This window comes from Pseudomonas mosselii (assembly GCF_003205295.1).
GTDB lineage: Bacteria > Pseudomonadota > Gammaproteobacteria > Pseudomonadales > Pseudomonadaceae > Aquipseudomonas > Aquipseudomonas mosselii_B.
Map to the genome: position 1 here is coordinate 19,047 of NZ_QJRP01000036.1, position 25,287 is coordinate 44,333.

Below are 25,287 nucleotides of genomic sequence, written 5' to 3' on the forward strand. Positions count from 1 at the left end.
TGCACTTTGAATGTCTCCCGCTAAGCGATCAGATTATCGATTTCCTGTGCAGTAAGACGTTTCAAGGCCTCCAGGGATTTAGTCAGTTCGTCATGGGCGTTGGCGACCTGCCCCGACTTGCGCTCGACCACCTGGCTGAAATCGGCCAGGGTGGCCTGCTCGAACAGCTCGTTGAGGCTCAGGTCGACGCCCAGTTGCTCGCGCACCCGACCGATCACCTGGACAATCAGCAGCGAGTGCCCACCCAGGTCGAAGAAGTTGTCCTGCAGGCCCACCCGTTCGACGTGCAGCACTTCGGCCCAGATCGCCGCCAGCTTGCGCTCCAGCTCCGTGACCGGCGCCACATGGGCCGGCTGCAACTGGCTGGCGTCCGGCAGTGGCAGGGCCTTGCGGTCCAGCTTGCCGTTGGGGGTCTGGGGCATGCGCGCCAGGCCCACCAGGTGGCTCGGCACCATGTAGTCCGGCAGACCGGCCTTCAGGTGCGCGCGCAGCTCGCCGCGCAGGGCATCCACAGCTTGCTGCGCATCGTGCAGCACCAGGTAGGCGGCCAGCTGCTTGCCGGCCGGACCGTCGATATCGATCACCGCGGCCTCGCGGATCGCCGGGTGCAGCAGCAGGCGCTCCTCGATTTCGCCCAGTTCGATACGGAAGCCACGGATCTTCACCTGATGGTCCAGGCGCCCGACATACTCAATCACGCCGTCATCGCGATAGCGGGTCAGGTCGCCGGTGCGGTACAGGCGCGCGCCCGGCTCGCTGGCGAACGGATCCGGCACGAAGCGCTCGGCGGTCAGCCCTGGGCGGTTGTGGTAGCCCCGCGCCAGGCCATCGCCGCCGATCAGCAACTCGCCGCGCGCGCCTTGCGGCAACACGTCCAGCTCGGCGCCGAGCACATGCAGGCGGGTGTTGGCCAGCGGACGGCCCAACCACACATCGTCGCTGGCGGTCAGGTAGTGGCAAGCCGACCAGATGGTGGTCTCGGTCGGGCCGTAGACGTTCCACACATGCCCGGCCTGGGCGATCAGGCGCTGGGCCAGCTCGGCGCTCAGCGCCTCGCCGCCGCACAGTACCTTCTTGCCGGCGAAGGCCCCGGGCGTCGCGGCATCCAGCAGCATGCGCCAGGTCGATGGCGTGGCCTGGACGACACTGACCGCCTGGGACTGGATCACCGCCAGCAAGGCCTGCGGGTCCTTGTTCACCTGCTCGCCCAGGAGCACCACGCTGGCGCCGCGCAGCAACGGCAGGTACAGCTCGAGGCCGGCGATATCGAACGACAACGAGGTCAGCGACAGCACCTTGTCCGAAGCGTCGATGCCCGGCTGGCGCGCCATGCTGCACAGGAAGTTGACCAGCGCGTCGTGGCGGATGGTCACGCCCTTGGGCTTGCCGGTGGAGCCGGAGGTGTAGATCACGTACGCGAGGTTTTCCGGCAGTGCCAGCTGGCGTGGATTGTCCTCGCCGTGCTCGGCCGGCAGCGGCTGGTCCAGGCACAGGCTGTGCACCTGCGGCGGAATCGGCAGGCGCTGCAGCAGACTGGACTGGGTCAGCAGCAGCGCGATGCCGCTGTCCTCCATCATGTAGGCCAGGCGGTCCTCGGGGAACTGCGGGTCCAGCGGCACGTAGGCGCCGCCGGCCTTGAGCACCGCCAGCAGGCCGACCAGCATATCCAGGCTGCGCTCCACGGCGATCCCCACCAGCACATCGGGGCCGACGCCCAGGCTGCGCAGGTGATGGGCCAGGGCGTTGGCGCGACGGTTCAGTTGCTCATAGCTCAGCGACTGCTCGCCCAGCACCGCGGCGATGGCCTGCGGCGTGCGCGCGGCCTGCGCCTCGAACAACTGCTGGACGGCCTGCCCGCGTGGGTAGTCGGCGGCGCTGTCGTTCCAGGCGTGCAGGGTGCGCTCGCGCTCCTCGCGGCTCAGCAGCGGCAGCTCGGCAACCCGCTGAGCCGCGTCCTGGCAGATACCCTGCAACAGGTTGCGCCAGTGCTCGGCCATGCGCGCCACGCTGGCAGCCTCGAACAGGCTGGTGGCGTAGGTCAGGGTCGCGCTCAGGCCACCTTCGTGCTCGGCGGTGTCCAGGGTCAGGTCGAACTGCGCGGTCTGCTTGTCCGAGACCAACCCCTGCAGGCTGAGGCCCGCCAGCTCGCGGGACTCGCCCAGCACCTGGGTCTGGTGGTTGAACATCACCTGGAACAGCGGGCTGTGGCTAAGGCTGCGCTCCGGCTGCAGGGCCTCGACCAACTGCTCGAAAGGCAGCTCCTGGTGCGCCTGGGCGCCCAGGGCGGTGTGCTTGACCTGTTGCAGTAGCTCGTCGAAGCGAATTTGCGGCTGGAAGCGGGCGTCCAGCACCTGGGTGTTGACGAAGAAGCCGATCAGGCCTTCGGTTTCCGCCCGGGTGCGGTTGGCCACCGGCACGCCGACGCGGATGTCGGCCTGACCGGAATGACGATGCAGCAAGGCCTGGAACGACGCCAGCAGGAGCATGAACAGGGTCACGTCCTGTTGCCCGGCCAGCGCCTTGAGCTGGGCAACCAGGCCCGGCTCCAGGCTCACCTGCAGACGGGCACCGTCGTATTGCTGCACGGCGGGACGCAGGCGGTCGGTGGCCAGTTCGAGGATCGGCTGGCTGCTGCCCAGGCGCGCTTGCCAGTAGTCCAGCTGGCGCTGTTGCTCGCCAGCCTCCATCCACTGGCGCTGCCAGGCGGCGTAGTCGGCGTACTGGAACGCCAGGGCCGGCAGCTGCGGGGCCTTACCCTGCAGATGGCTTTCATAGCCGCGCACCAGTTCGTCGACCATGATCGGCATCGACCAGCCGTCGGCGACGATATGGTGCAGGGTCAGCACCAGCACGTGGTCGTCGGCGGCCAGGCGCAGCAAGCGGGCGCGCAGCAGCGGACCGTGCTCGAGGTTGAACGGCTCGCGCACCTGGGCCTCGACCCAGGCCTGTAGCGCCGTCTCATCCAGGGCAGCCGACGCGACCTGCAGCGGAACATCGAGCGTCGGGTGAACCACCTGTTCGGCACTATCGCCCTGCTGCCTGAAGGTGGTGCGCAGGGTTTCGTGACGGGCGATCAGCGCGGCGAAGCTGCTGCGCAGGGCCTCGATGTTCAGCTCGCCCTTCAGACGCAGGGCCGAGGGGATGTTGTAGGCGGCGCTGTCCGGCTCCAGCTGCCAGAGGAACCACTGGCGTTGCTGGGCATAGGACAGCGGCAGCGGCTGGCTGCGATCTACCACGCTGAAGGCCGGTGCCTGGCTGGCAGAGCCTTGACCGGCGGCCTGGGCGAAGGCCTGCAGGTCGGCGGACTCGAACAGGCTGCGCAGCGGGACTTCCAGCTCCAGGCGCTGGCGGATGCGCGAGGTCACCTGGGTGGCCAGCAGCGAATGACCGCCGAGTTCGAAGAAGTTGTCGTGCAGACCGACCTGCTCGACTTTCAGTACCTCGCTCCAGATCGCGGCCAGTTGTTGTTCCAGCGCCGTACGCGGGGCCACATAGCCTTGTTGCAGCTGGCTGGCGTCAGGCTTGGGCAGGGCCTTGCGGTCCAGCTTGCCGTTGGCGGTCAGCGGCCACTGTTCCAGCACCAGGAAGTGCGTGGGGACCATGTAGTCCGGCAGGTTGGCTTTCAGGTGCTGTTTCAGCGTGTCACGCAGCGCTGCGTGATCTGCATTTTCGTCTTGGGCGATCAGGTAAGCCGCCAGTTGCTTGCCCCCTGCCCCATCGATATCCAGCACCAGCACTTCGCGCACAGCAGCGTGCTCTTGCAGGCGTGCCTCGATCTCGCCCAGTTCGATACGGAAACCACGGATCTTCACCTGATGGTCGATCCGGCCCACGTATTCGATCACCTCCTGGCCGCGATAACGCGCCAGGTCGCCGGTGCGGTACAGGCGCCCGCCTTCGCTGGAGAACGGGTCCGGCACGAAGCGTTCAGCAGTCAGCGAAGCACGGTTATGGTAACCGCGCGCCAGGCCGGCATGGCCGACGTGCAGCTCGCCCGTGCAGCCCTTGGCCACCGGATTGAAATCGGCGTCCAGTACATACATCGACAAGTCCGGGATCGCCGCACCAATCGGGCTGCCCGGCTGCTGGGTATCAGCAAAGCGGATCGGCCGGTAGGTCACGTGGACCGTGGTCTCGGTGATGCCGTACATGTTGATCAGATTGTCGCAGTCCTCGCCGAAGCGTTCGAACCACGGTTGCAGTGCAGCAACGTCCAAGGCCTCCCCGCCGAAAATCACGTAACGCAGTGCCAGATCATCAGCACTGTCACAAGCCACCCGCATCAGCGGTTTGAACGCCGACGGGGTCTGGTTGAGCACGGTCACGCCCTGCTCCACCAGCAGCTGGTGGAAGTCTTCCGGCGAACGGGTGGTTTCACGCGGCACGATCACCAGGCGACCACCGTGCAGCAGCGCGCCGAAGATCTCCCACACGGAGAAGTCGAAGGCGTAGGAATGGAACAGCGTCCACACGTCCTGCGGGCCGAAGCCGAACCAGGCATCGGTCGCTTTGAACAGACGCAGCAGGTTGTGGTGCGGCAGCAAAGTACCTTTCGGCTTGCCGGTCGAGCCCGAGGTGTAGATCACATAGGCCAGGTTGTCCGGTTGGCTCAGGTGCGCAGGATTCTCCTCGCTGTAGCCGGCCAGATCGTCTTCCAGCTTCAGGCTGCGGACTTGCGCCGGCACAGGCAGATCGGCCAGCAAGTGACCTTGCGTCAGCAGCAGTTGAATGCCGCTGTCTTCCATCATGTAGCTCAGGCGATCCTGCGGGTATTCCGGATCCAGCGGCACATAGGCGCCGCCGGCCTTGAGGATCGCCAGCAGGCCGACGATCATCTCGAAGCCGCGCTCCACGGCGATACCCACCAGCACATCCGGCCCCACGCCCTGCTCGCGCAGCTTGTGCGCCAGCCGGTTGGCACGGCGGTTGAGCTGGTCGTAGCTCAGCGCCTGCCCGGCGAAGGTCACGGCAATCGCCTCAGGTGTACGTGCCGCCTGCTCTTCGATCAGCTCCTGGGCACACGCCGTACTCGGATAGCTGGCCACCTCCTGCTGGTCTTCCACCGGCAGGCTGAGCTCACCCAGGGCACGCTGACCGTCAGCAACCAGCTGCGCAAGCAGGTACTGGAAGTGCCCCGCCAACTGGTCGATGGCCTGCTCGCTGAAGCTCTGGCGATCGAAACTGAAGCTTGCTTCGAGGCGCTCACCTACTTGCACCACCAGGGTCAGCGGGTAGTTGGTCTGCTCCAGGTTGAGCACCTCGCCGAACTGCAGCCCCTGCGGCGCGCCCTGTTGCAGCGCCTCGGCGACCGGGTAGTTCTCGAATACCAGAATGTTGTCGAACAGCGCCTCACCGCTCCAGCCGGCCCAGCGCTGGATCTCGTACAGCGGCGTGTGCTCGTGCTCGCGCAAGGCCAGGTTCATCGCCTGGACCTGCTGCACCCACTCGCCGACGGTCTGTTCCGGGCGAGGGCTGGCGACCACCGGCAAGGTGTTGATGAACAGCCCCAGTTGCTCCTCGACACCCGGCAACTCGGCCGGGCGACCGGCCACGGTGGCACCGAAGGTCACGCTGGCCTGGCCGGTGTAGCGCTGCAACAGCAGCAGCCAGGCGGCCTGGAGCAGGGTGTTGAGGGTGACGCGCTGGTCCCGGGCGAAGTCGGCCAACTGCCGGGTCTGCTGCGCCTCGAAACGCAGCGCCAGGGCACCATGGCCCTGCCCCTGGGCCGAGGACTTGAATGCCTGGACCAGACGGGTCGGTTCTTGCAAATCGGCCACCTGCCCGCGCCAGAAGGTTTCGCTGGCCTGCTGGTCCTGGCCTTGCAGCCACTGGATATAGTCGCGATAACGGCTGGTCTTGCCGCCCGGCGTCGCGCCGCTGTAGCGCTGCAGCACTTCGCCCAGCAAGCGCGAGCTGCTCCAACCGTCCATCAGGATATGGTGGCTGGTGTAGATCAGGTGATGACTGTCATCGCCTGTGCGGATCAGCGTCAGGCGCAGCAGCGGACCGCTGGCCAAGTCGAAACCGGCCTGGCGCTCGGCCTGGGCCACGGCATCCGGATCCTGGGACTGGTCGAGCTCGACGAACGGCACCTGTACCTGACGGCGCACCACCTGCACCGGTGCCGGCAGATCCTGCGGGAAGCAGCTGCGCAGCACTTCGTGGTTGTCCACCACCGCCTGCCAGGCCGCACGGAAGCGCGCCATGTCAAGCCCGCGCACATCCACGCGCAACTGGTTGATGTAGTTGCCCGCCGCCTGCTCGTAGAGGCTGTGGAACAGCATGCCCTGCTGCATCGGCGACAGAGGATAGAGATCTTCGATCTCCCCGGCCGCCAGCGGCAGGCCATCCAGTTGCGCCTGGGTCAGCTCGGCCAGCGGGAAGTCCGATGGCGTGACGCCCTGGTGCGGCGCCTGGGCGCAGTGCTCGACCAGCTCGGCCAGCACCTGCTCGTAGCGGCGCGCCAGGGCCTCGATGGTCTCGGGACGGAACACCTCGCGGCTGAAGCTCCAGTCCAGCTCCAGCTCGCCCTGGTAGACCTGCCCGGTGATGCCGAGCCAGTTGCCCAGCGGGCTGTCCATATCCTGGGTAGCACCGCTGGCCTCGCCGGCCGGAGTGAACAGCGCGCCCTCGGCCTCGGCGAAGCTGCCGTCGAACTGCCCCAGGTAGTTGAAGGTCACCCGTGGCTGCGGCAATACCGCCAGGCGCTCGCGCAGGTCGGGCTCGCCGAGGTAGCGCAGCACGCCGTAGCCGATGCCTTTGTTCGGCACCGCACGCAGTTGCTCCTTGATCGCGCACAGCCCGGCGCCCAGTTCCCGGGCCGGCGTCAGGCGTACCGGGAACAGGCTGCTGAACCAGCCCAGGGTGCGGCTGAGGTCCAGTTCCGGGAACAGGTCCTCGCGGCCATGGCCTTCGAGCTGGATCAGCACCGATTCCTCTTCGGTCCAGTCGCACAACACCCGCGCCAGGGCCGCCAGCAGCAGGTCGTTGACCTGGGTGCGGTAGGCTGCAGGCGCCACCTGCAGCAGTTTGCGGGTCAGCGCGGTGTCCAGGCGCGACGAGGCATGGGCGACGTGACGGTTGGTCTGGGCGCCCGACGGATTGTCCCGGGGCAACTCATCGCCAGCGGCTGCGAGGCCGTCCAGCCAGTAGTCGGCCTCGGCCTGCAGTTCGGGGCTGCGAGCATAGGCGCCAAGACGCTCTGCCCAGGCCTTGAGCGAACTGCTCTTGGCCGCCAGCATCAACGGCTTGCCTTCGGCCAGTGCCGCGTAGGCCAGTTGCAGGTCCTCAAGCAGCACCCGCCAGGACACACCGTCGACCACCAGGTGGTGGATCACCAGCAGCAAACGCTGCTGGCCTTCTGGCAGGTCGACCAGCAGCGCCCGCAGCAGCGGCCCCTTGGCCAGGTCGAGGCTGCGCTGGGCCTGCTCGGCCAGGGCCGGCAGCTCAGCCACATCGTTCAACTCACGAACCCAAAGAATGTCGTCGGCCTTGCCGGCCTGGAACTCAGCCTGCCAGCTGTCACGCTGGGTGAAGCGCAGGCGCAGGCCGTCGTGCTGGTCGACCAGCGCCTGCAGCGCGCCCGTCAGGCAATCGGCGCGCAGCGCCTGGGTCGGTTTGAGCAGCAGGGCCTGGTTCCAGTGCTGACGCTCAGGAATGTCGGTTTCGAAGAAGCGCGCCTGGATCGGCAGCAACGCCAGCGTGCCGCTGGCCTGCTCGAGCGGCACGGCCTTTTTCTCGATGCGCTTGGCCACCGCCGCCAGCTGGCCGATGGTCTGTTTCTCGAACAATTGCTTGGGGCTGAGCTTGATGCCCTGGCGCTTGGCCCGGGCGATGATCTGCAGGCTGAGGATCGAGTCGCCGCCCAGTTCGAAGAAGTTGTCAGTGCTGCCGACCTGGTCGAGCTTGAGCACCTCGGCCCAGATCGTCGCCAGGGCCTGCTCGATCTCGCCAACCGGCGCGGTGTACTGGCGCCGGGCGACACCCGGTGCCGGCAGCGCGCGCTTGTCCAGCTTGCCGTTGGCGGTCAGCGGCAGGCGCTCCAGGACCAGGATCTGCGCCGGCACCATGTAGTCCGGCAGGTGGTCCTGCAGTTGCTGGCGCAAGGCTTCACCCTGCAGCCCCTGCCCCACGCACCAGCCCACCAGTTGCAGGCGGCTTTCATCGCCGTCCACCGGCTGGGCCAGGACCACCGCCTCGGCGACCCCGTCCAGCCCCAGCAGCACCCGCGCTACCTCAGCCGGTTCGACGCGGTAGCCGCGCACCTTGACTTGGTCGTCGGCGCGACCAATGAACTCCACCTGGCCCGCGCGGTTGCGCCGCACCCGGTCGCCGCTGCGATAGAGGCGCTGGCCCGGCCGCGTCGGGTCCGGCACGAAGCGTTCGGCGGTCAGGCCCGGCTGGCCCAGGTAACCCTGGGCCACGCTGGCGCCGCCAATGTACAGCTCGCCCGCGACCTGGTCGGCCACCGGGCTGAGCACATCGTCGAGCAGCAGCACATGGGCGCCCGGCAGGGCCGTGCCCACCGGCACGGCGCGGGCCTCGGCGGCCAGGGTCGTGACCTCATGGGTCAGCACGCCGACCGTGGTCTCGCTCGGGCCATAGTGGTTGATCAGGCGGCAGCCCGGCTTGAGCCGGCGCACCTGCTCCACCAGGGCTGGCGTGCAGGCCTCGCCACCGACGATAAGCGCCTGCTCGGGCAGCACATCGGCGGGCGTGCCGGCCTGCAGCAGCGCCGCCAGGTGGCCGGGGACGATCTTCAGTACGCCGACCCGGTGTTCGGCCATGTAGCGGGCGAAGGCGTCCGGGTCGAAGCCCAGCGCCTCGGGCAGCACGTGCAGCAGGCGCCCGGCGCACAGGGCGCCGAACAGCACGGTATGGCCCAGGTCGGCGGCGATGGTCGAGACCAGCGCCATGCTCGCCTCCGGTGCCGGCGCCAGGCGTTCGAGCAGGCCGGCGACGTAGCTGGCCAGGGCGCCATGGCTGACCAGCACGCCTTTGGGCTGGCCGGTGGAGCCGGAGGTGTGGATCACATAGGCCGGCGATTCGGCCCACAGCGTGATGGCAGGCGCGCTGGCCGACAGGTCCTGCCATTGCGCTGGCGCGAAGGCCAGAGCCTGGCGCTCGGCGCTGGCCAGGCTGACCAGTCGCGCATCGCCGGCGGTGCACAGCAGTACCTTGGCTTGCGCTGCATCGAGCATCTGGCGCAGGCGCGCTTCAGGCGCCTTGGTGTCCAGCGGCATGTACACGGCGCCAGCCTTGAGGATACCGAGCATGCAGGTCAGCCAGTCCAGCGAACGCTCCATCAGCACCGCGACCGGCTGACCGCGAGTCACGCCCTGACGTTGCAGGTGGTGAGCCAGACGATTGGCGGCCTGGTCCAGGGCGACGAAGCTCAGGCTGTGCTCCAGGCTGCGCGCGGCGAGCGCCTCGGGCTGCTGACGCACCTGTTGCTGCCACTGCTCCAGCACCAGCGCCGGCGCCTCGCGCTCCGGCGCCTGCCCAACACGCAGCGGCGCGGCCAGGCGGTGCAGCGGCAGCTGCGGGGCGTCGAGCAACTGCCCCAGCAGCTCGATGAACGCCGGAATGAACGCCTCCACCGTGGAGCGCTGGTAAAGGTCGCTGGCGAAGGTCATCTCGCCATGGATCAGCTGGCCGTCGTCGGTGATGTCCAGCGCCAGATCGAAGTGAGTGCCAACCTTGTCCAGCGGGTACTCGGCAACGCTCAGGCCCGGCAGGGCAAGCGAACGCTGGCGCTGCATGCCGACGTTCTGGTTGAACTTGACCTGGAACAGCGGATTGTGGCCCAGGTTGCGCTCCGGCACCAGCGCGTCCACCAGTTGCTCGAACGGCAGTTCCTGATGCGCCTGGGCACCGAGCACCGCCTCGCGCACCTGGGCCAGCAGGTCGTCGAAGCTCAGGCGCTCGTCCACCTTACAGCGCAGCACCTGGGTGTTGACGAAGAAGCCGATCAGCCCTTCGACCTCGGCGCGGCCGCGGTTGGCGTTGGGCACGCCGATGCGGATATCGCGCTGCCCGGCCTGGCGCGAGAGGAACAGCGAGAAGCCGGCCAGCACCAGCATGAACAGGGTCATGCCCTGGGCGCGGGCGTAGCCGCTGAGGCGTCGGGACAGCTCGGCGCCGAAGTCGAAGCTCAGGGTCTGGCCGTCGAAGCTCTGGGTCAGCGGGCGGGCATGGTCAGCGGCCACCTCCAGCAACGGCTGCTCCTCGCCCAGCTGCTGGCGCCAGTAGCCGAGCTGGCGCTCGCCCTCCCCGGCCTCCAGCCAGCTGCGCTGCCAGATCGCATAGTCGGCGTACTGCACCTCCAGCGCCGGCAACTGCGGCGCCTGCCCCTGGCTGAAAGCCTGGTAGCTGTGCACGAACTCCTTGACCATCACATCCATCGACCAGCCGTCGGAGACGATGTGGTGCATGCACACCAGCAGCACGTAGTCCTCGGCCGCTAGCCGGTACAGGCTGGCGCGCAGCAGCGGCCCGCGCAGCAGGTCGAAGGGTTGGTGGCTGGCCTCGCGCACCTGCGCGGCCAGCTCGGCCTCGCGCCGCTCGCTGGCGACCTGGGTGAGATCGACCTGCTCCAGCGGCACGGCCTGACCCTGGAGGATCACCTGGCTCGGCTGTTCGCCATCGACCTGGAATACCGTGCGCAGCGCCTCGTGGCGCGCCACCAGATGCTCGAACGAACGCTGCAGGGCCACCAAATCGAGCCGGCCGCTCAGGCGCAGGCCGGCCGCCATGTTGTAGGCCGCGCTGTGCGGCTCCAACTGCCAGAGGAACAGCAGGCGCTGCTGGGCGAAGGACAGGGGAATGCTGGCGAAGTCGTGACGCGACTCGACCACCGGCAACAGGCTGAAGTCCTTGCCGTCTTCACGCAGTTTGGCGAGGAACTGCCGACGCTGCTCCAGGGGCAGGCTGACGAACCGTTTCGCAATGCGTACCGCCATGTTGCCACTCATGCCTCAACCCCTTCCAACGAACTCATGAACGCGTCCATATCCGACCAGTCGTCATCCTTATCGCCGCCCTCCAGACGGCCCAGCTCGGCGGCCAGGTCGCCCAGCGCCGGGTGTTCGAACAGGCTGCGCAACGGCAGCACCAGGCCCAGCTGGTCCTTGATCCGCGCCAGCACCTGTGCGGCCAGCAACGAGTGCCCGCCCAGCTCGAAGAAGTGATCGTCCAGGCCGACCTTGGCCACGCCCAGCACCTGCATCCAGATCTGCGCCAGCTGCTGCTCGATGGCGCTCTGCGGCGGTCGGTATTCAGCCTGCAACGCGCTCGGGTCCGGTGCCGGCAGGGCCTTGCGGTCCAGCTTGCCGCTGGGTGTCAGGGGCAGGCGCGGCAACAGCAGCAGGTGGCCAGGCACCATGTACTCGGGCAGTCGGGCCTTGAGCAGGCTGCGCACCTGCTGGCGGAAACGCGCCTGTTCGGCGGCATCCTGCTCGCCAGCGTCGGGCACTACATAGGCGACCAGTTGCAGGCCGCCGGTCATCGGCAGGGCCAGCACCACCGCTTCGCGAACGCCCGGGCACTGCTGCAGGCGCGCCTCGATCTCGCCGAGCTCGATGCGGAAACCCCGGACCTTGACCTGGTGATCGACACGGCCGATGTATTCGATGGCGCCGTCAGCGCCCAGGCGCGCACGGTCGCCGGTGCGGTACAGGCGCTCGCCATGGGCGAACGGGTCGGCGACGAAGCGCTGGGCGCTCAGCGCCGGCTGACCGTGGTAGCCACGGGCCAGGCCCGGGCCGCCGATATACAGCTCGCCCACGGCGCCCTGCGGCAGCAGTTCAAGATCATCGTCGAGAATGTACAGCCGGCGCTGCGCCAGGCCCTGGCCGATGGGGATGCCGCGCCAGGACACCGCCTCGTGGCCGAGCCCGGTGCAGTCGTGGATGGTCGAGACCACCGTGGCCTCGGTCGGGCCATAGGTGTTGAGCAGGCGCACATGACCCAACCCAGCCAGTTGCGACAAGCGCAGGCCGTCCACCGCCATCGCCTCGCCGCCGACATGGATCTGGCGCAGCGCACCGTAATTGGCCGGCGGACGCGCCGCGAAGTCCTGTACCAGCCAGTACCAGTAGGCGGCCGGCAGGTCGGCCAGGGTCACGCCGTGGCTGATCAGCACCTCGTGCAGGGCGGCGCTGTCCCACAGGCGGGTATCGCGCAGCACCACACAGGCGCCGTGGCACAGCGGCGGGAAGAACTGCTCGACGAAGCCGTCGAAGCTGCTGGTGGCGAACTGCAGGACGCGGTCGCCTTCGCGCAGGTCGCTGTAGTCGATGGCGCGGGCGATGAATTCGCTCAGGGCGCCGTGACTAATGGCCACGCCCTTGGGCCGGCCGGTGGAGCCGGAGGTGTAGATCACATAAGCCAGGTTGTCGCCCGTGACAGTCAGCGCCAGGTCGTCCGCCGGTTCGTCGTCCAACGCCAGCTGGTCCAGGCACAGGCAGCGCAGCCCATCCTGCACCGGCAGGCCGGGCAACTGGGCGGTGGTGGTCAGCAGCCACTGCAGGCCGCTGTCCTCGAAGACATGGCCCAGGCGTTCGGCCGGGGCCTGCAGATCCAGCGGCACATAGGCGCCACCGGCCTTGAGTACGGCCAGCAGGGCCACGGCCAGGTCCAGCGAGCGATCCAGGGCCACGCCCACCAGCACATCGGGGCCGACGCCCTGGCCACGCAGGTGGTGGGCCAGCCGATTGCTGCGGGCATTGAGTTCGGCATAGCTCATCGACGGCGCCGTGGCGCCGTCGGCCAGGATCAATGCCAGCGCCTCGCCACTGCGGGCGGCCTGGGCCTCGAACAGGCGCTGCACCGGCACCAGCGGCGACCCTTCGGCCACCGGATACAGCAGCGCCTGGCGCTCGGCCTCGGCCAGCAGCGGCAACTCGCCCAGGCGCTGACGCGGCGCCTGGCAGACCGCGCGCAGCAGGTTGCGCCAGTGCCCGGCCAGGGCGGCGATAGTGGCTTCGTCGAAGAGATCGGTGGCATAGGTGAAGGCGGCGAACAACTGCTCGCCCTCCTCCCGGGTGTCAAGCATCAGGTCGCTGGTGGCGGCATGCTGGCGACGGCTGCCGGCCAGTTGCTCGGCACTCAGGTAGCCCACGCGCAGGCCGCAGCCCAAGCGCACGTCATTAAGGTCGGTGACCAGTGGCTGGTGGTTGAACATCACCTGGAACAGCGGCGTATGGCTCTGGCTGCGCTGGGGCTGCAGGGCCTCGATCAGCGCATCGAACGGCAGGTCCTGGTGCGCCTGGGCACCGACCGAGGCCTGGTGCAGGCTGCGCAGCAGGTCGCTGAACGGCGTCTGCGCGGTGAACTGGCTGCGCAGCACCTGGGTGTTGACGAAGAAGCCGACCAGCCCTTCGGTCTCGCTGCGGTTGCGGTTGGCGATCAGGCCGCCGACACGGATGTCGGTCTGGCCGCTGTAGCGGTACAGCAGGGTCTTGAACACCGCCAGCAGCACCGTGGACAGGGTCACGCCGTGCTGCTGGGCCAGTTGCTTCAGGTCCTCGCGCAGGCCAGCGTCGAGTACCAGCTCCAGGCGCTCGCCGAGGTGGCTGGGCTGGGCCGGGTACGGCCGGTCGGTCGGCAGCTCCAGCAACGGGTGTTCATCACCCAGCTGCTCGCGCCAATAGTCCAGCTGACGCTCGCGCTCGCCGGCCTCCAGCCAGCTGCGCTGCCACAGCGCATAGTCGCGGTAGTGCACCTTGAGCTCCGCCAGCTGCGGCTCGTGCCCCGCCACCAGGGCGTCGTAGCTGCGCATGAACTCGTCGATCAGGATATTCATCGACCAGCCGTCGGCGATGATGTGGTGCAGGGTCAGCAGCAGCACGTGCTCCTGGGGCGCCAGGCGCAACAGGGCGATGCCGAACAGCGGCCCGCCTTCGAGATCGAAGGCCTGGGTGGCCTGGGCCGCCATCTGCTGATGGGCGCGCTCCCAGCGCGTGGTTTCGGGCAGGTCGGCCAGGTCGAACAGCTGGATGCTCACCGGCGCAGGTTCCGCCACCTGCTGCAACGCCCGCTCGCCGTCCTGGGCGAAGGTGGTGCGCAGGCATTCGTGACGAGCGACCAGCAGGCTGAACGCACGCTCCAGCGCCTCGACCTGCAGCTCACCATCGAGACGCACGGCCATTGGCAGGTTGTAGGCGGCGCTGTGGGGCTCCAGCTGCCAGAGGAACCACATGCGCTGCTGGGCGTAGGACAGGCCATCGCGCTCGCTCAGGCCGACACAGGACGACATGGGCAGTTGCGCGAAATCGATGCCCTCGCGCCGCATCCCTTCGAGGAACAAGCGGCGCTTGTCCAGGGGCAACTCGATGAAACGGCGGGAAAGTTTCTGGGCGTCTGCGGCATTCATGTGTGAGGTCCTTGCTGATCGGCGGCGCGACCGGAAGGTCCGGGCGCATCAACAAGAACGAATGGGCGCAGGGATGATTTAGCGGGAGAGATTCGGCGCAAGAGCCCTGGGGGCGCTGCGCGCCCCTTTCGCGACGCAAGGCCGCTCCCACAAGAAGTAGCGCCGGCCTGCCGGAGCACGAAAGGGCTGCGCAGCAGCCCCAGGGATGGACAGATCAGGCCTGGTCCAGCGAGTGCCCCTCGGCCATTGCCACAATCACCTTGCGCGGACCTTCGAACGGCGCGCGGGCATGGGCGGCGAGCATGTTGTCGAGCATCATCACGTCGCCTTCCTGCCAGAGGAAACTGATCTTGCACTCTTCCAGCACCGCACGGATCTCATCGAGCACCGCGTCCTCGATCGGCGAACCATCACCGTAGTAGACATTACGCGGCAGGTCTTCCTCATCGACGATGTCCAGCAGGCTTTCCCGCACCTCGGGCGGCAGGTTGGAAATATGGAACAGGTGCGCCTGGTTGAACCAGACCATGTCGCCGGTGACCGGGTGCTCGGCCACCGCCTGACACACCTGACGGGTACGCAGCTCGCCGTCATCCTTCCATTCGCAGGTGATGCCGTGAGCCTTGCAGTAGGCTTCGACCTCCTGCGGGTCATCGGTATTGAATACATCCTCCCACGACACATCCAGCCCGTTGCCGAAGTTGCGCACGTACATCAGGCCCTTGCTGACGAAACGCTCGCGGACATGCACCGGTACCCGCCGATAGACTTCGCGGCTGTCGGCAATCGGCGTCTGGCCACCGGATTTTGCCGCGATCATGCTGTAGAACCAGATCTTCATCGGCCAGTCGCGGGAGTAGGCCTGCTCGTTGTGCAGCGGAATATGCTGGTGCGCCGGGTACTCGGTGGAGGTGTAGACCCCCTGGGTGACGTTGGTGCGCGGTGTCGAGCCGAACTCATAGTTGAGCAGCGGATGACCGAAGCTGGCGGCGAACTGGCGGAACTGCTCGGCACCCTCCAGGCGGAATCCACGAAACAGGATGCCGCCGTCGCGCAGCAGGTGTTCATCCACCAGCGCCTTGAGCTCGTCGAACACCTCCAACAGGCTGGTGTCGTCGTCACCCGCCTCCACCAGCAACGGCAAACGTCCCTGCTCCGGCAAGAGCGGACGCACTGTAAATCCCACAGCAACACCCATGACGGGCCTCCTGTACACATTCGATGAAAGGGACCGGCGGCCCATGGGCACGCTCGCGTCCGGTGATAGGAGGACGTTTCGAGGCGCAGGCAAATTAGTCGGCCGTCCGCACAGCCCACAGGGCGACCTGGAAACACTTGCTTGCAATTGGCCCATCAGGTTTTGCCCTGCTCATGCGTCTCTTTCTGATACGGCCGGGCTTTTGCCCCTGAACTTCGCCATTGACACTGCGTATCCCATGTCGAAAAAGTCACGCTCGAAAATCTGGTTCCTCGTGCACAGCTGGCTGGCCCTGCCCATCTGGTTCTTCGTGCTGATCGTCTGCGTCACCGGCACGCTGGCGGTGATCAGCCGCGAAATCGTCTGGCTGGCCAACCCGCAAACCCGCGCCAACCCGCCTTCGGACGAGGCCCGGCGGCTTAACTACGACGAACTGCTGGTGGCCATGCAGCGCGACGAGCCCGGTATCGCCGTGGCCAGCCTGATGACCCTGAGCGAATCGCACTTCGCCATGCTGTCGGACGTCACCTACCCCGACGGCCGCACGGTACGGGTCTACGTCAACCCTTACACCGGGCATATCCAGGGCGTCACCCCACAGTTCAACTTCGAGGAGTTCACCCGCGCCCTGCACGGCTGGTGGCTGGTGCCGCACACCAACGGCTATAGCTGGGGCTGGTACCTGGTGTCGCTGCTCGGGCTGCCGATGCTGGCCTCGCTGGTCACCGGCCTGGTGATCTACAAGCGCTTCTGGAAGGGCTTCTTCAAACCGACCCTGCGCTTCAACCAGGGCGCACGGATCTTCTGGGGCGATTTCCACCGCCTGAGCGGCATCTGGTCGATCTGGTTCATCGCGGTGATTTCCATCACCGGCGTCTGGTTCCTGATCAAGGCCTTGCTCGCCGACAACCACATCTCCATCTCCAGCGAGCCGATCGTGCCGGTGATCGCCCGGGAAAAGGTGCCGCTGACCGCCGACGGCAGCCCGACGCCGATGATCAGCCCGGACGAGGCCGTGCGCATCACCCAGCGCGAGATCCCCGGTTTCGACGTCGACTATGTCGGTTTCCCCAGCAATGCCTATGCCCACCTGAGCATCGGCGGCATCAGCTGGTACCCGCTGATGTACCAGAAGGCCGAGATCAACCCCTACACCGGTGAAGTGGACGCCACGCGCCTGCTCGCCGACCGCAAGCCCCTGGAGTTCGTCACCGAGTCCATGCGCCCGCTGCACACCGGCGACTTCGGTGGCCTGCCGGTCAAGCTGATCTGGTTCTTCTTCGGCCTGCTGCTAAGCATGATGGTGCTCAGCGGCCTGCTGATCTGGAGCAAACGCACGGCCCTGGCCACCGCCAACGCACTCAAGCGCAGCCAGAAGCAGGCGCGCGCGGCCAAGGTACCGGTTTCGACGGAGGTCACGTCCAGTTCTTGAAACATTCTCTTTCATTTGCCTTGGCAGCTTTCTGATTCTCATTCGTCCTTACTTATGCAGCCTTCCAGGTTGAGCACAGACTCGACCGTATTTTTATATGCAGAAGACCGAGCGATGGCCCGACAATCGAGAAAGAAATCCAATTCCAAGCTGTGGTTCCTGGTCCATAGCTGGCTTGCCCTGCCGATCTGGTTCTTCGTCCTGATCGTCTGTTTCACCGGCATGCTCGCGGTGGTCAGCCAGGAGATCGTCTGGCTGGCCAACGCCGACGTGCGCGCCAGCAAACCCGACGACGACAGCCAGCGCCTGAGCTACCAGCAGGTGCTCGACGCCATGCACAAGGCCGAACCTGAGCTGGCGGTGCGCTTCTTCAGCCAGCCGGACGGCTCGCACTTCGCCCTGCAGGCCGCGGTGACCCGCGCCGACGGCACCAACGCGCTGCTCTATGTCAATCCCTACAGCGGGGCCATCCAGGGCCAGCGCCCGGACTTCGACTTCGAGGCCTTCACCCGCGCCTTGCACGGCTGGTGGCTGGTGCCCTTCACCAACGGCTACAGCTGGGGCTGGTACCTGGTGTCGCTGCTCGGGCTGCCGATGCTCGCCTCGCTGGTCACGGGGCTGGTGGTCTACAAGAAGTTCTGGCGCGGTTTCTTCAAGCCGGTGCGCACCGGCCACGGCCCACGGATCTTCTGGGGCGATGTGCATCGGCTGGCCGGCGTGTGGTCGATCTGGTTCATTGCGGTGATCGCCGTCACCGGCACCTGGTTCCTGATCCAGGCGATTCTCGCCGACAACCATGTGACGATCTCCAGCGAGCCGATCGTGCCGGTGATCGCCCGCGAACAGGTGCCGCAGACCGCCGACGGCGGCCCCGCGCCACGCATCGACCTGGACCAGGCGGCACGTATCGCCAGCCAGAAGATCCCCGGCCTGGACATCAGCTTCATCTCGTTGCCGGCCACCGCCTACAGCCACTACAGCATGGGCGGCCGTGGCTGGTACCCGCTGATGTTCCAGACCGCCGAGGTCAACCCCTACACGCGCAACGTCGACAGCCAGTTCCTGCTCGGCGACCGCTCGGCCCTTGAGTTCGTCACCGAATCCATGCGCCCGCTGCACACCGGTGATTTCGGTGGCCTGGCGATCAAGCTGATCTGGTTCTTCTTCGGCCTGGTACTGACCCTGATAGTGTTCAGCGGCCTGCTGATCTGGACCAAGCGCACCACCCAGGCCACCCTCGCCGCTCTCAAGCGCGGCGAGCGTCCGCGCTCACGCGCCGCGGCCAGCCCAACCACCCTGGAGGCCCAACCTTGAGCCAGACCGACACCCTGCCGCCCATCGGCCTGAAGCAGCTGTGGCTGAAATGGCGCTTCCACCTGAACATCCTGCTGATCCTCGTTCCCCTGGGTTTCATGCCCAAATACTTCGCCGACGCCAGCCTGTTCCGCGGCGACAGCGGCCTGGGCGCCAATATCGTCGAGGACCTCCAGGTCGGGCGCTGGACCCTGGACCTGGCCGAACTGCGCGACGAAGCCCCGCGCGCCGAAGGCCCGGCCGGCTACTTCAAGGCCTTCAACGCCGCCTGCACAAGCTGCGACGAAGGCGTCAAGGCCATCTACCTGCGGGTGGGCAAGCCGCGCAGCCTGCGCGCCGCCGGCACGATCTTCTTCGGCGCGCCGGCGCGCATGGGCACCTCGCTGCCGATCCCGCCGCGCACCCGGCCCGACGCCGACATCTGGATCACCATCGAAGGCTGGGACGGCAAGATGTACCAGGCCTCGGTGCCGCTGGCCAAGGCATCCCCCGCCACCGCGGCCTGGCTCGAGAAACAAGGAGGCAACAAATGAAACAGCTGATGCGCAGGCTCGCCCTGCCCCTCTTGGCCCTGGCCGCCACCCCGGCGCTGGCGCACAACCCGATGTGCGAGTGCACCGAGCACGGCGAGCAGATCACCTGCAAGGGTGGCTTTTCCGACGGCAGCGGCGCCCCCGGGGTGACCCTGGACGTGATCGGCTACGACGAGCAGGTGCTGGTGGCGAGCAAGCTCGGCGACGACTCGACCTTGACCTTCAAGCGTCCCGACGGCGAGTTCTACGTGCTGTTCGATGCCGGCCCAGGCCACGTGGTGGAAGTGGACCACGCCGACATCGGTGCGCCATGAGCCGCGCCCAGGTAGTGCGCCCGGCCGGGGCCGGGCACGAGACCCTCTACGTGCTGCTGGCCGCGCTGCTGATCGTGTTGCTGGCCGCCAGCGTGGTGGCCGCGCGCGGCGAGCGCGAGGATGAACAGGCCATCGCCGCCCACCAGCTCGATGCCCGCCGCGACCTCAATGCCGCCGAACAGGGCATCCACACCGACCTGTGGGTGGCCGTCGAGGAGATCCGCGCCCTGCGCGAGGACAACGGCGCCGCCCCGGACGCCCAGGCCCTGGCCGACGAGGGGTTGCCGCCGTTCGTCAGCGACGCCAGCAGTCAGAGCCGCGGCAGCCACCAGTGGTCACTGCTGGCCAACGGCGCCTACCTGGGCCGCAGCCAGGATGCCCAGCTGGCCGGCAGCTTCCTGGTGATCCTGCCCGCCGCCAGCGGCGCCCAGCCTGATATCTGGCTGCGCCGCGACAGCACCGCCCTGCCCCCGGACGCGCTGGACAGCGACGCGCTGATCGCCGCCGGCTGGCAGCAGATCATCACCCACTACGACGCCGGGGTCACCCGCCAACACCGTCACTAAGGACCTGCCCATGCTCCGCTTCGCCCGCCGCACCCTGGCGCTGCTCCTGGCCTGCACCCTGCCCGCCCTGGCCCTCGCCGATAACGGCAAGCCGCTGCGCATCGGCATCACCCTGCACCCCTACTACAGCTACGTGAGCAACATCGTCGGCGACAAGGCCGAGGTGGTGCCGCTGATCCCGGCCGGCTTCAATCCGCATGCCTACGAGCCCCGCGCCGAGGACATCAAGCGCATCGGCAGCCTCGACGTGATCGTGCTCAACGGCGTGGGCCACGACGACTTCGCCGACCGCATGATCGCCGCCAGCGAGAAACCCGATATCAAGACCATCGAGTCCAACGCCAACGTGCCGCTGCTGGCGGCCACCGGTATCGCCGCCCGCGGCGCCGGCAAGGTGGTCAACCCGCATACCTTCCTGTCGATCAGCGCCACCATCGCCCAGGTCAACAACATCGCCCGCGAGCTGGGCAAGCTCGACCCGGACAACGCCAAGTTCTACACGCAGAATGCGCGGGCCTACGCCAAGCGCCTGCGCGCCCTGCGCGCCGAGGCCCTGGCCAAGGTCACCCAGGCGCCGGACGCGACCTTCCGCGTGGCCACCATCCACGCCGCCTACGACTACCTGGTGCGCGACTTCGGCCTGGAAGTCACTGCCGTGGTGGAACCGGCCCACGGCATCGAGCCGAGCCCGGCACAGCTGAAGAAGACCATCGACCAGCTCAAGGCCCTGGATGTGAAGGTGATCTTCTCGGAGATGGACTTCCCCTCGGCCTACGTCGACACCATCCACCGCGAGTCCGGCGTGCGCATCTACCCGCTCACGCACATCTCCTACGGCGAGTACACCAAGGAAAAGTACGAGGTGGAGATGAAGCGCAACCTCGACACGGTAGTCCAGGCCATCCAGGAGAACCGCACGTGACCGCCGCCGCCAACCTCACAACCGCCAGCGGGCCACGCATCGAGTTCGACGGCATCGACCTCACCCTGGGCCGCACGCGTATCCTCGAGAACGTACGCTTCAGCGTCGCCCCCGGCAGTGTGCACGCTATCGTCGGCCCCAACGGCGGCGGCAAGAGCTCGCTGATCAAGACCCTGCTCGGGCAGATGCCGCACCAGGGCCAGCTGACCCTGCACTGGCCCGCCGAGCAGGAGGTGATTGGCTATGTACCCCAGGCCCTGGAGTTCGACCGCGGCCTGCCGATGACCGTGGACGACTTCATGGCCGCCATGTGCCAGCGCCGCCCGGCGTTCCTTGGCCTGTCCCGACGCGTGCGCCCGGCGATCGACGCGGCGCTGGCGCGGGTGGGCATGCTCGACAAGCGCAAGCGGCGCATGGGCGCGCTGTCCGGCGGCGAGCGCCAGCGCGTGCTGCTGGCCCAGGGGCTGATCCCAGAGCCGCAACTGCTGGTGCTGGACGAGCCGATGTCGGCCCTCGACGAGGCCGGCATCCAGGTGTTCGAGCAACTGCTGCACGGCTGGCGCCAGGCCGGCACCACCGTGCTGTGGATCGAGCACGACCTGGAAGCGGTGCTGCGCCTGGCCGACCGGGTCACCGGGCTGAGCCGCCAGGTGCTGTTCGACGCCCCGCCGGCCCAGGCCCTGACGCCCGAGCGCCTGCTCGGGCTGTTCTCCGTCCACCCGCGCAGCGAGAGCCTTGCCTGATGAGTTTCGAATCGTTCCGCCAGCTGGTCCAGGACTGGGCCACCGCTGGTTACCTGCCGGAGGCCCTGGCCTACGGCTTCGTGGTCAACGCCCTGCTGGCGGGCCTGATGATCGGCCCGGTGCTGGGCGGGCTGGGCACCCTGGTGGTGGTCAAGCGCTTCGCCTTCTTCTCCGAGGCGGTCGGCCACGCCGCGCTGACCGGCGTGGCCATCGGCATCCTGCTCGGCGAGCCCTATACCGGCCCATACGGCAGCCTGTTCGGCTACTGCCTGCTGTTCGGTATCCTGCTCAACTTCCTGCGCAACCGCACCGGACTGTCCCCGGACACGCTGATCGGCGTATTCCTCTCGGTATCGCTGGCCCTGGGCGCGAGCCTGCTGCTGATGCTGGCCGGCAAGATCAACGTGCACATCCTCGAGAACGTGCTGTTCGGCTCGGTGCTCACCGTCAGCGCCCACGACCTGCTGGTGCTGGGCATCGTCGCCGTGCTGGTGCTGGCCCTGGCCCTGCCGCTGTACAACCGCATCATGCTGGCCAGCTTCAACCCGCAGCTGGCGGCGGTGCGCGGGGTGGCGGTGAAGACCCTGGACTACCTGTTCGTGGTGCTGGTGACCCTGGTCACCGTGGCCTCGGTGAAGGTGATCGGCGCGATCCTGGTCGGCGCCCTGCTGGTGATCCCAGCGGCGGCGGCGCGGCTGGTCAGCCAGTCGCTCAAGGGCTTCTTCTTCGTCTCGGTGATCATCGCCACCCTGAGTACCCTGCTCGGCATCCTGCTGCCGATCGTCTTCGACCTGCCGGTGCCTTCGGGCGCGGCGATCATCCTGGTCGCCGGTGTCTGCTTCGCCCTCGCCGCCCTGGCCCGTGCTCTCGTCCCCCGCCTGCAAGGAAACCCGGCATGACCTTGAAAAAACTGACCCTGGCCCTAGCCCTGAGCGGCCTGCCGCTGCTGGCCAGTGCCACCGAAGTGCTGACCACCCTGCCGGTGACCCACAGCCTGGCCAGCGCATTGCTCGACGGCACCTCGGTGCAGCTCCAGCGCGCCGCCCCGGCCAACCTGCCGGCCAGCCGTCAGCCTTCGTACTTCAGCGGCCGTGGCGGCGCCAGCCTGCAGAAGGCGGCGTCGAAGGCCGACGCGGTGATCGGCGTGCGCTCGATCTGGCGCGACGACCCGCTCTACCCCATCGCCCGGCGCAGCAACATCCGCATTGTCGAGATCGATGCCGCACGCCCGGTGGACGGCGCCCTGCCCGGCATCGCGGTCAAGGGTGACGAAGCCTTCGCTGCCTATCCCTGGCTGAACCCGACCAACCTGGGGCGCATGGCCGATGTTGTCGCCAACGATCTGGAACGGCTTTCGCCAGCGGACAAGGCAAAGATCCAGGCCAACCTGGCCGGCATCAAGCGGCAGATGCTGGAGCTGACCGCCAGCAGCCAGACGCGACTGGCCGAGGTCGACAACCTGACTGTGGTCAGCCTGTCCGAGCGCCTGGGCTACCTGGCCAGCGGGTTGAACCTGGATGTGGTCGAACAGCCACTGCCCGCCGACGACAAATGGGACGAGACGGCGCTCAAGGCGCTGGGCGAGCACCTCAAGGCGCAGGATGTGGCGCTGGTGCTGCATCATCGTCAGCCGGACGCAAAGGTGGCCGAGATGATCGCCGCTTCCGGGGCGAAGTTGCTGGTGCTGGACAGCGATCCGGACGACACCGTGACGGGGCTCAAGGCCAGTGTCGAGCAGGTGGTCAAGGCACTCGGCGACAGTTGAGCGCCTTTGCAGGAAATCGCGAAGGGAACAAATACCCTGTGGGAGCGGGTTTACCCGCGAAGAAAGCAACACGGTGCATGGCACCGGCTTCGCCGGAGTTCGCGGCTAAAGCCGCTCCCACAGGCCCCGACTAAATCAATGAGTCATGTTCAATACCATAGGACCACCTCAGCGTTTCATGCACCGCTGATACCGCTCATCCACCCTGCCGGCAAACCACGCCGTGGTCAGCTTGCGGGTGATCTTCGGGCTCTTCAGCTCGATCCCCGGCAAAACCGCACGTGGCAACGCCTTGCCCGCCTTCGCTTCGGCCAGGGCGAACACCCCGCGATACAGCGTGGTGTCCTCCAGTTCCAGGCCATTCTCCTTCTCCAGCTGAGCCCTGATCTGCGGATTGCGCAACCCCAGCTTCGTCCCCAGCTTGCGCGCCGCCTGCTCGGTGGTGCCGGGCAGTATGGCGCCGGGGGCGATCAGGTCGCCATCGAGCGCCAACGCCACCCCGCTCGCCCGGCTCAAGGCCGCCTGGAACGCCGCATTGCGACTGGCGTACCAGCCCGCGTTGAAGTCGGCGAAGCGGTACAGTTGGCGTTCATAGTGGGTGGGATAGCCGAGCAGGTGGGCGATGCCAAAGTACATACCGCCACGGCGGCTGAATACCTCCTGGCGAATGCTGCCCGGGTGGTCGTAGGGATAGCCCTTGGCGTGCCGCTCGGCAAAGTCAACGCTGACCTGCATCGGCCCACCGGTGCGCACCGGGTTCAGCCCGCCCAACAGCGAGCGCCCCAGCGGCAGGCCGCCGATCACCTCGTCGTACAGGGCGCTGAGCTGCTTCTCGCTGCGCACGGCGAGCAGCCGTTGCTGGTAGGTCCTGCCATTGGCCGAGGGCGTGGCCAGGGCGCCATCGACCAGCAGCCGGGGCACATGCAGGCGCGCCGCCCGGCGGTCGATCTCCTCCCGGGCGATGCGCCCCAGGTTCGGCACCTGCGGGTCGGCGTTGAAGGTGGACTCCTGTTCGGTCACCGCCAGCACCGCGCACAGGTTGCTCTTGCTCGGGCTGATGCCCTGGGCGTGGAACGCCACCTGGATATCCTCGGCCCAGCCCTGGCGGTCCTTGACCTGGGCTGGCAGCAGGCGCACGAGCTGCGCGCGGACCTTGGCCGGGTCGGCCTCGACCGCCTCCTCACGTCGCCCGGCGCAGCCCTGGAGCAGGCCCAGGGCCAGCAGCGCGCTGGTCAGCAGGCGGGCGTTCAGGGCTGTTCACCGACCAGGTAGGTCTTGCTGATCTGGCGGAACAGCGGGTGGCTGGAGCTGCCCAGCAACTCGAACAGCACCATCTCGCGGGTGACTACCTGGGCACCTGCATCGCGCATGCGCGCCAGGCCCGCTGCCTTGCTGGCCGGGGTACGGCTGTCGCAGGCGTCCTCGACCACGAACACCTGCTTGCCCAGGGCCCGCAGGCCGAGCACGGTCTGCAGCACGCAGACGTGGGTTTCCATGCCGCAGACGATTACCTGTTCGCGCTCAAGCAGGCTGGGAGGCAGGCATTCGGCGGCGACGCAGGAGAAGTGCAGTTTCTCGACGATCTCGGCGGCTGGTGCCGCGGCCTTGAGGGCAGCCAGGGTGTGGCCCAGGCCCTTGGGGTATTGCTCGGAGATCACCGTGGGGAGTTTTAGTTCGGCGGTTGCCGCGAGCAGCCAGCGGGCGCGGGCCGCGGTGCCCTCTGGGTCGCTCATGGCGCCGATGAGTTTTTCCTGGATGTCGACGACCAGCAGCGTGGCCTTGCGGGGATCGATCAGCATTGGTGGTCTCATGGTTTGGGAGGAAGGGGTAGCCTTACCCAGGCGGGGGGTGGCGTCAATTGGGGGCTGCTGGTATTGAAGGCGGAACCAGTAACTGCTGACATCTGAATTAAGTGCGCCTATAGTTTTAAAGTTTGTTTTTATAGTTGTATACGCATTCATTGGCGATGGTGACGCATCGTCACCTTTTCGCCTTTACGTGAACTGACCCCCGAAAGTTGGACAGGTAGCGCTATGCGGCCAGCGCTTGGGTTCGGAATTCTACCGGACTCAAGCCATTCAGTCTGAGACTGATGCGTTCTTGGTTGTAGTAGGCGATGTAATCCT

15 protein-coding genes are annotated in these 25,287 nt (G+C 67.2%); 9 read left to right on the plus strand and 6 right to left on the minus strand.

What is annotated here, in order from left to right; all coding sequences use genetic code 11:
* Positions 1–20: 20 nt before the first annotated feature.
* From DMX06_RS22485 to DMX06_RS22495, 3 genes are all read right to left on the minus strand, one after another.
* On the minus strand, positions 21–10,973 hold the full coding sequence (locus tag DMX06_RS22485) for a non-ribosomal peptide synthetase (RefSeq protein WP_110739412.1): 10,953 nt from the start codon (positions 10,971–10,973) through the stop codon (positions 21–23).
* A complete protein-coding gene (locus DMX06_RS22490) occupies positions 10,970–14,374 on the minus strand; it encodes a non-ribosomal peptide synthetase (RefSeq protein WP_110739413.1) in 3,405 nt (1,134 codons plus the stop codon). The genes DMX06_RS22485 and DMX06_RS22490 overlap by 4 nt, the downstream gene beginning before the upstream one ends.
* 214 nt (positions 14,375–14,588) lie before the next feature.
* Positions 14,589–15,572: a TauD/TfdA family dioxygenase gene (locus tag DMX06_RS22495; RefSeq protein WP_110739414.1), complete on the minus strand. Its 984-nt coding sequence runs from the start codon at positions 15,570–15,572 to the stop codon at positions 14,589–14,591.
* Between the two features lie 238 nt (positions 15,573–15,810).
* Between DMX06_RS22495 and DMX06_RS22500 the strand changes: the two genes are divergently transcribed.
* The 9 genes from DMX06_RS22500 (at position 15,811) to DMX06_RS22540 (ending at position 23,161) form a co-directional block, all read left to right on the plus strand.
* Positions 15,811–17,004 carry a PepSY-associated TM helix domain-containing protein gene (locus tag DMX06_RS22500; RefSeq protein ID WP_110739415.1) on the plus strand — a complete coding sequence of 398 codons (1,194 nt, stop codon included), beginning with the start codon at positions 15,811–15,813 and terminating at the stop codon, positions 17,002–17,004.
* A 114-nt stretch (positions 17,005–17,118) separates the two neighbouring features.
* Entirely contained in the window at positions 17,119–18,318 is a 1,200-nt protein-coding gene (locus tag DMX06_RS22505) for a PepSY-associated TM helix domain-containing protein (protein WP_110739416.1), read from the plus strand.
* The gene (locus DMX06_RS22510; RefSeq protein WP_110739417.1) at positions 18,315–18,851 is read left to right on the plus strand and encodes a thiamine pyrophosphate-binding protein; all 537 of its coding nucleotides are present in this window, start codon (positions 18,315–18,317) and stop codon (positions 18,849–18,851) included. Before DMX06_RS22505 ends, DMX06_RS22510 begins: the two co-directional genes overlap by 4 nt.
* Positions 18,848–19,165 carry a hypothetical protein gene (locus DMX06_RS22515; protein ID WP_028692195.1) on the plus strand — a complete coding sequence of 106 codons (318 nt, stop codon included), beginning with the start codon at positions 18,848–18,850 and terminating at the stop codon, positions 19,163–19,165. The genes DMX06_RS22510 and DMX06_RS22515 overlap by 4 nt, the downstream gene beginning before the upstream one ends.
* The gene (locus DMX06_RS22520; protein ID WP_110739418.1) at positions 19,162–19,731 is read left to right on the plus strand and encodes a DUF6162 family protein; all 570 of its coding nucleotides are present in this window, start codon (positions 19,162–19,164) and stop codon (positions 19,729–19,731) included. Before DMX06_RS22515 ends, DMX06_RS22520 begins: the two co-directional genes overlap by 4 nt.
* 10 nt (positions 19,732–19,741) lie before the next feature.
* On the plus strand, positions 19,742–20,653 hold the full coding sequence (locus tag DMX06_RS22525) for a metal ABC transporter substrate-binding protein (RefSeq protein ID WP_110739419.1): 912 nt from the start codon (positions 19,742–19,744) through the stop codon (positions 20,651–20,653).
* Positions 20,650–21,396 (plus strand): metal ABC transporter ATP-binding protein, encoded by a 747-nt coding sequence (locus tag DMX06_RS22530; RefSeq protein ID WP_110739420.1) that lies wholly within the window; start codon positions 20,650–20,652, stop codon positions 21,394–21,396. Before DMX06_RS22525 ends, DMX06_RS22530 begins: the two co-directional genes overlap by 4 nt.
* Positions 21,396–22,295: a metal ABC transporter permease gene (locus DMX06_RS22535; RefSeq protein ID WP_110739421.1), complete on the plus strand. Its 900-nt coding sequence runs from the start codon at positions 21,396–21,398 to the stop codon at positions 22,293–22,295. The genes DMX06_RS22530 and DMX06_RS22535 overlap by 1 nt, the downstream gene beginning before the upstream one ends.
* On the plus strand, positions 22,292–23,161 hold the full coding sequence (locus DMX06_RS22540) for a metal ABC transporter substrate-binding protein (RefSeq protein ID WP_110739422.1): 870 nt from the start codon (positions 22,292–22,294) through the stop codon (positions 23,159–23,161). Before DMX06_RS22535 ends, DMX06_RS22540 begins: the two co-directional genes overlap by 4 nt.
* 168 nt (positions 23,162–23,329) lie before the next feature.
* Here the strand turns inward: DMX06_RS22540 and DMX06_RS22550 are convergent, their stop codons facing one another.
* From DMX06_RS22550 to DMX06_RS22560, 3 genes are all read right to left on the minus strand, one after another.
* Positions 23,330–24,412 carry a DUF1615 domain-containing protein gene (locus tag DMX06_RS22550; protein ID WP_309147759.1) on the minus strand — a complete coding sequence of 361 codons (1,083 nt, stop codon included), beginning with the start codon at positions 24,410–24,412 and terminating at the stop codon, positions 23,330–23,332.
* Positions 24,409–24,960: an isochorismatase family protein gene (locus tag DMX06_RS22555; protein WP_110739425.1), complete on the minus strand. Its 552-nt coding sequence runs from the start codon at positions 24,958–24,960 to the stop codon at positions 24,409–24,411. The genes DMX06_RS22550 and DMX06_RS22555 overlap by 4 nt, the downstream gene beginning before the upstream one ends.
* A 232-nt stretch (positions 24,961–25,192) precedes the next feature.
* Positions 25,193–25,287: IS3 family transposase (locus DMX06_RS22560; protein ID WP_146229522.1), on the minus strand; the 95-nt coding region annotated here is incomplete at its 5' end.

Excerpts from the sequence above, each read along its gene's own strand:
- DMX06_RS22490 (WP_110739413.1), bottom strand. The coding sequence starts at position 14,374 with ATGAATGCCGCAGACGCCCAGAAACTTTCCCGCCGTTTCATCGAGTTG.
- DMX06_RS22555 (WP_110739425.1), bottom strand. The coding sequence starts at position 24,960 with ATGCTGATCGATCCCCGCAAGGCCACGCTGCTGGTCGTCGACATCCAG.
- DMX06_RS22520 (WP_110739418.1), top strand. The coding sequence starts at position 19,162 with ATGAGCCGCGCCCAGGTAGTGCGCCCGGCCGGGGCCGGGCACGAGACC.
- DMX06_RS22505 (WP_110739416.1), top strand. The coding sequence starts at position 17,119 with ATGGCCCGACAATCGAGAAAGAAATCCAATTCCAAGCTGTGGTTCCTG.
- DMX06_RS22515 (WP_028692195.1), top strand. The coding sequence starts at position 18,848 with ATGAAACAGCTGATGCGCAGGCTCGCCCTGCCCCTCTTGGCCCTGGCC.
- DMX06_RS22500 (WP_110739415.1), top strand. The coding sequence starts at position 15,811 with ATGTCGAAAAAGTCACGCTCGAAAATCTGGTTCCTCGTGCACAGCTGG.
- DMX06_RS22495 (WP_110739414.1), bottom strand. The coding sequence starts at position 15,572 with ATGGGTGTTGCTGTGGGATTTACAGTGCGTCCGCTCTTGCCGGAGCAG.
- DMX06_RS22525 (WP_110739419.1), top strand. The coding sequence starts at position 19,742 with ATGCTCCGCTTCGCCCGCCGCACCCTGGCGCTGCTCCTGGCCTGCACC.
- DMX06_RS22540 (WP_110739422.1), top strand. The coding sequence starts at position 22,292 with ATGACCTTGAAAAAACTGACCCTGGCCCTAGCCCTGAGCGGCCTGCCG.
- DMX06_RS22535 (WP_110739421.1), top strand. The coding sequence starts at position 21,396 with ATGAGTTTCGAATCGTTCCGCCAGCTGGTCCAGGACTGGGCCACCGCT.
- DMX06_RS22485 (WP_110739412.1), bottom strand. The coding sequence starts at position 10,973 with ATGAGTGGCAACATGGCGGTACGCATTGCGAAACGGTTCGTCAGCCTG.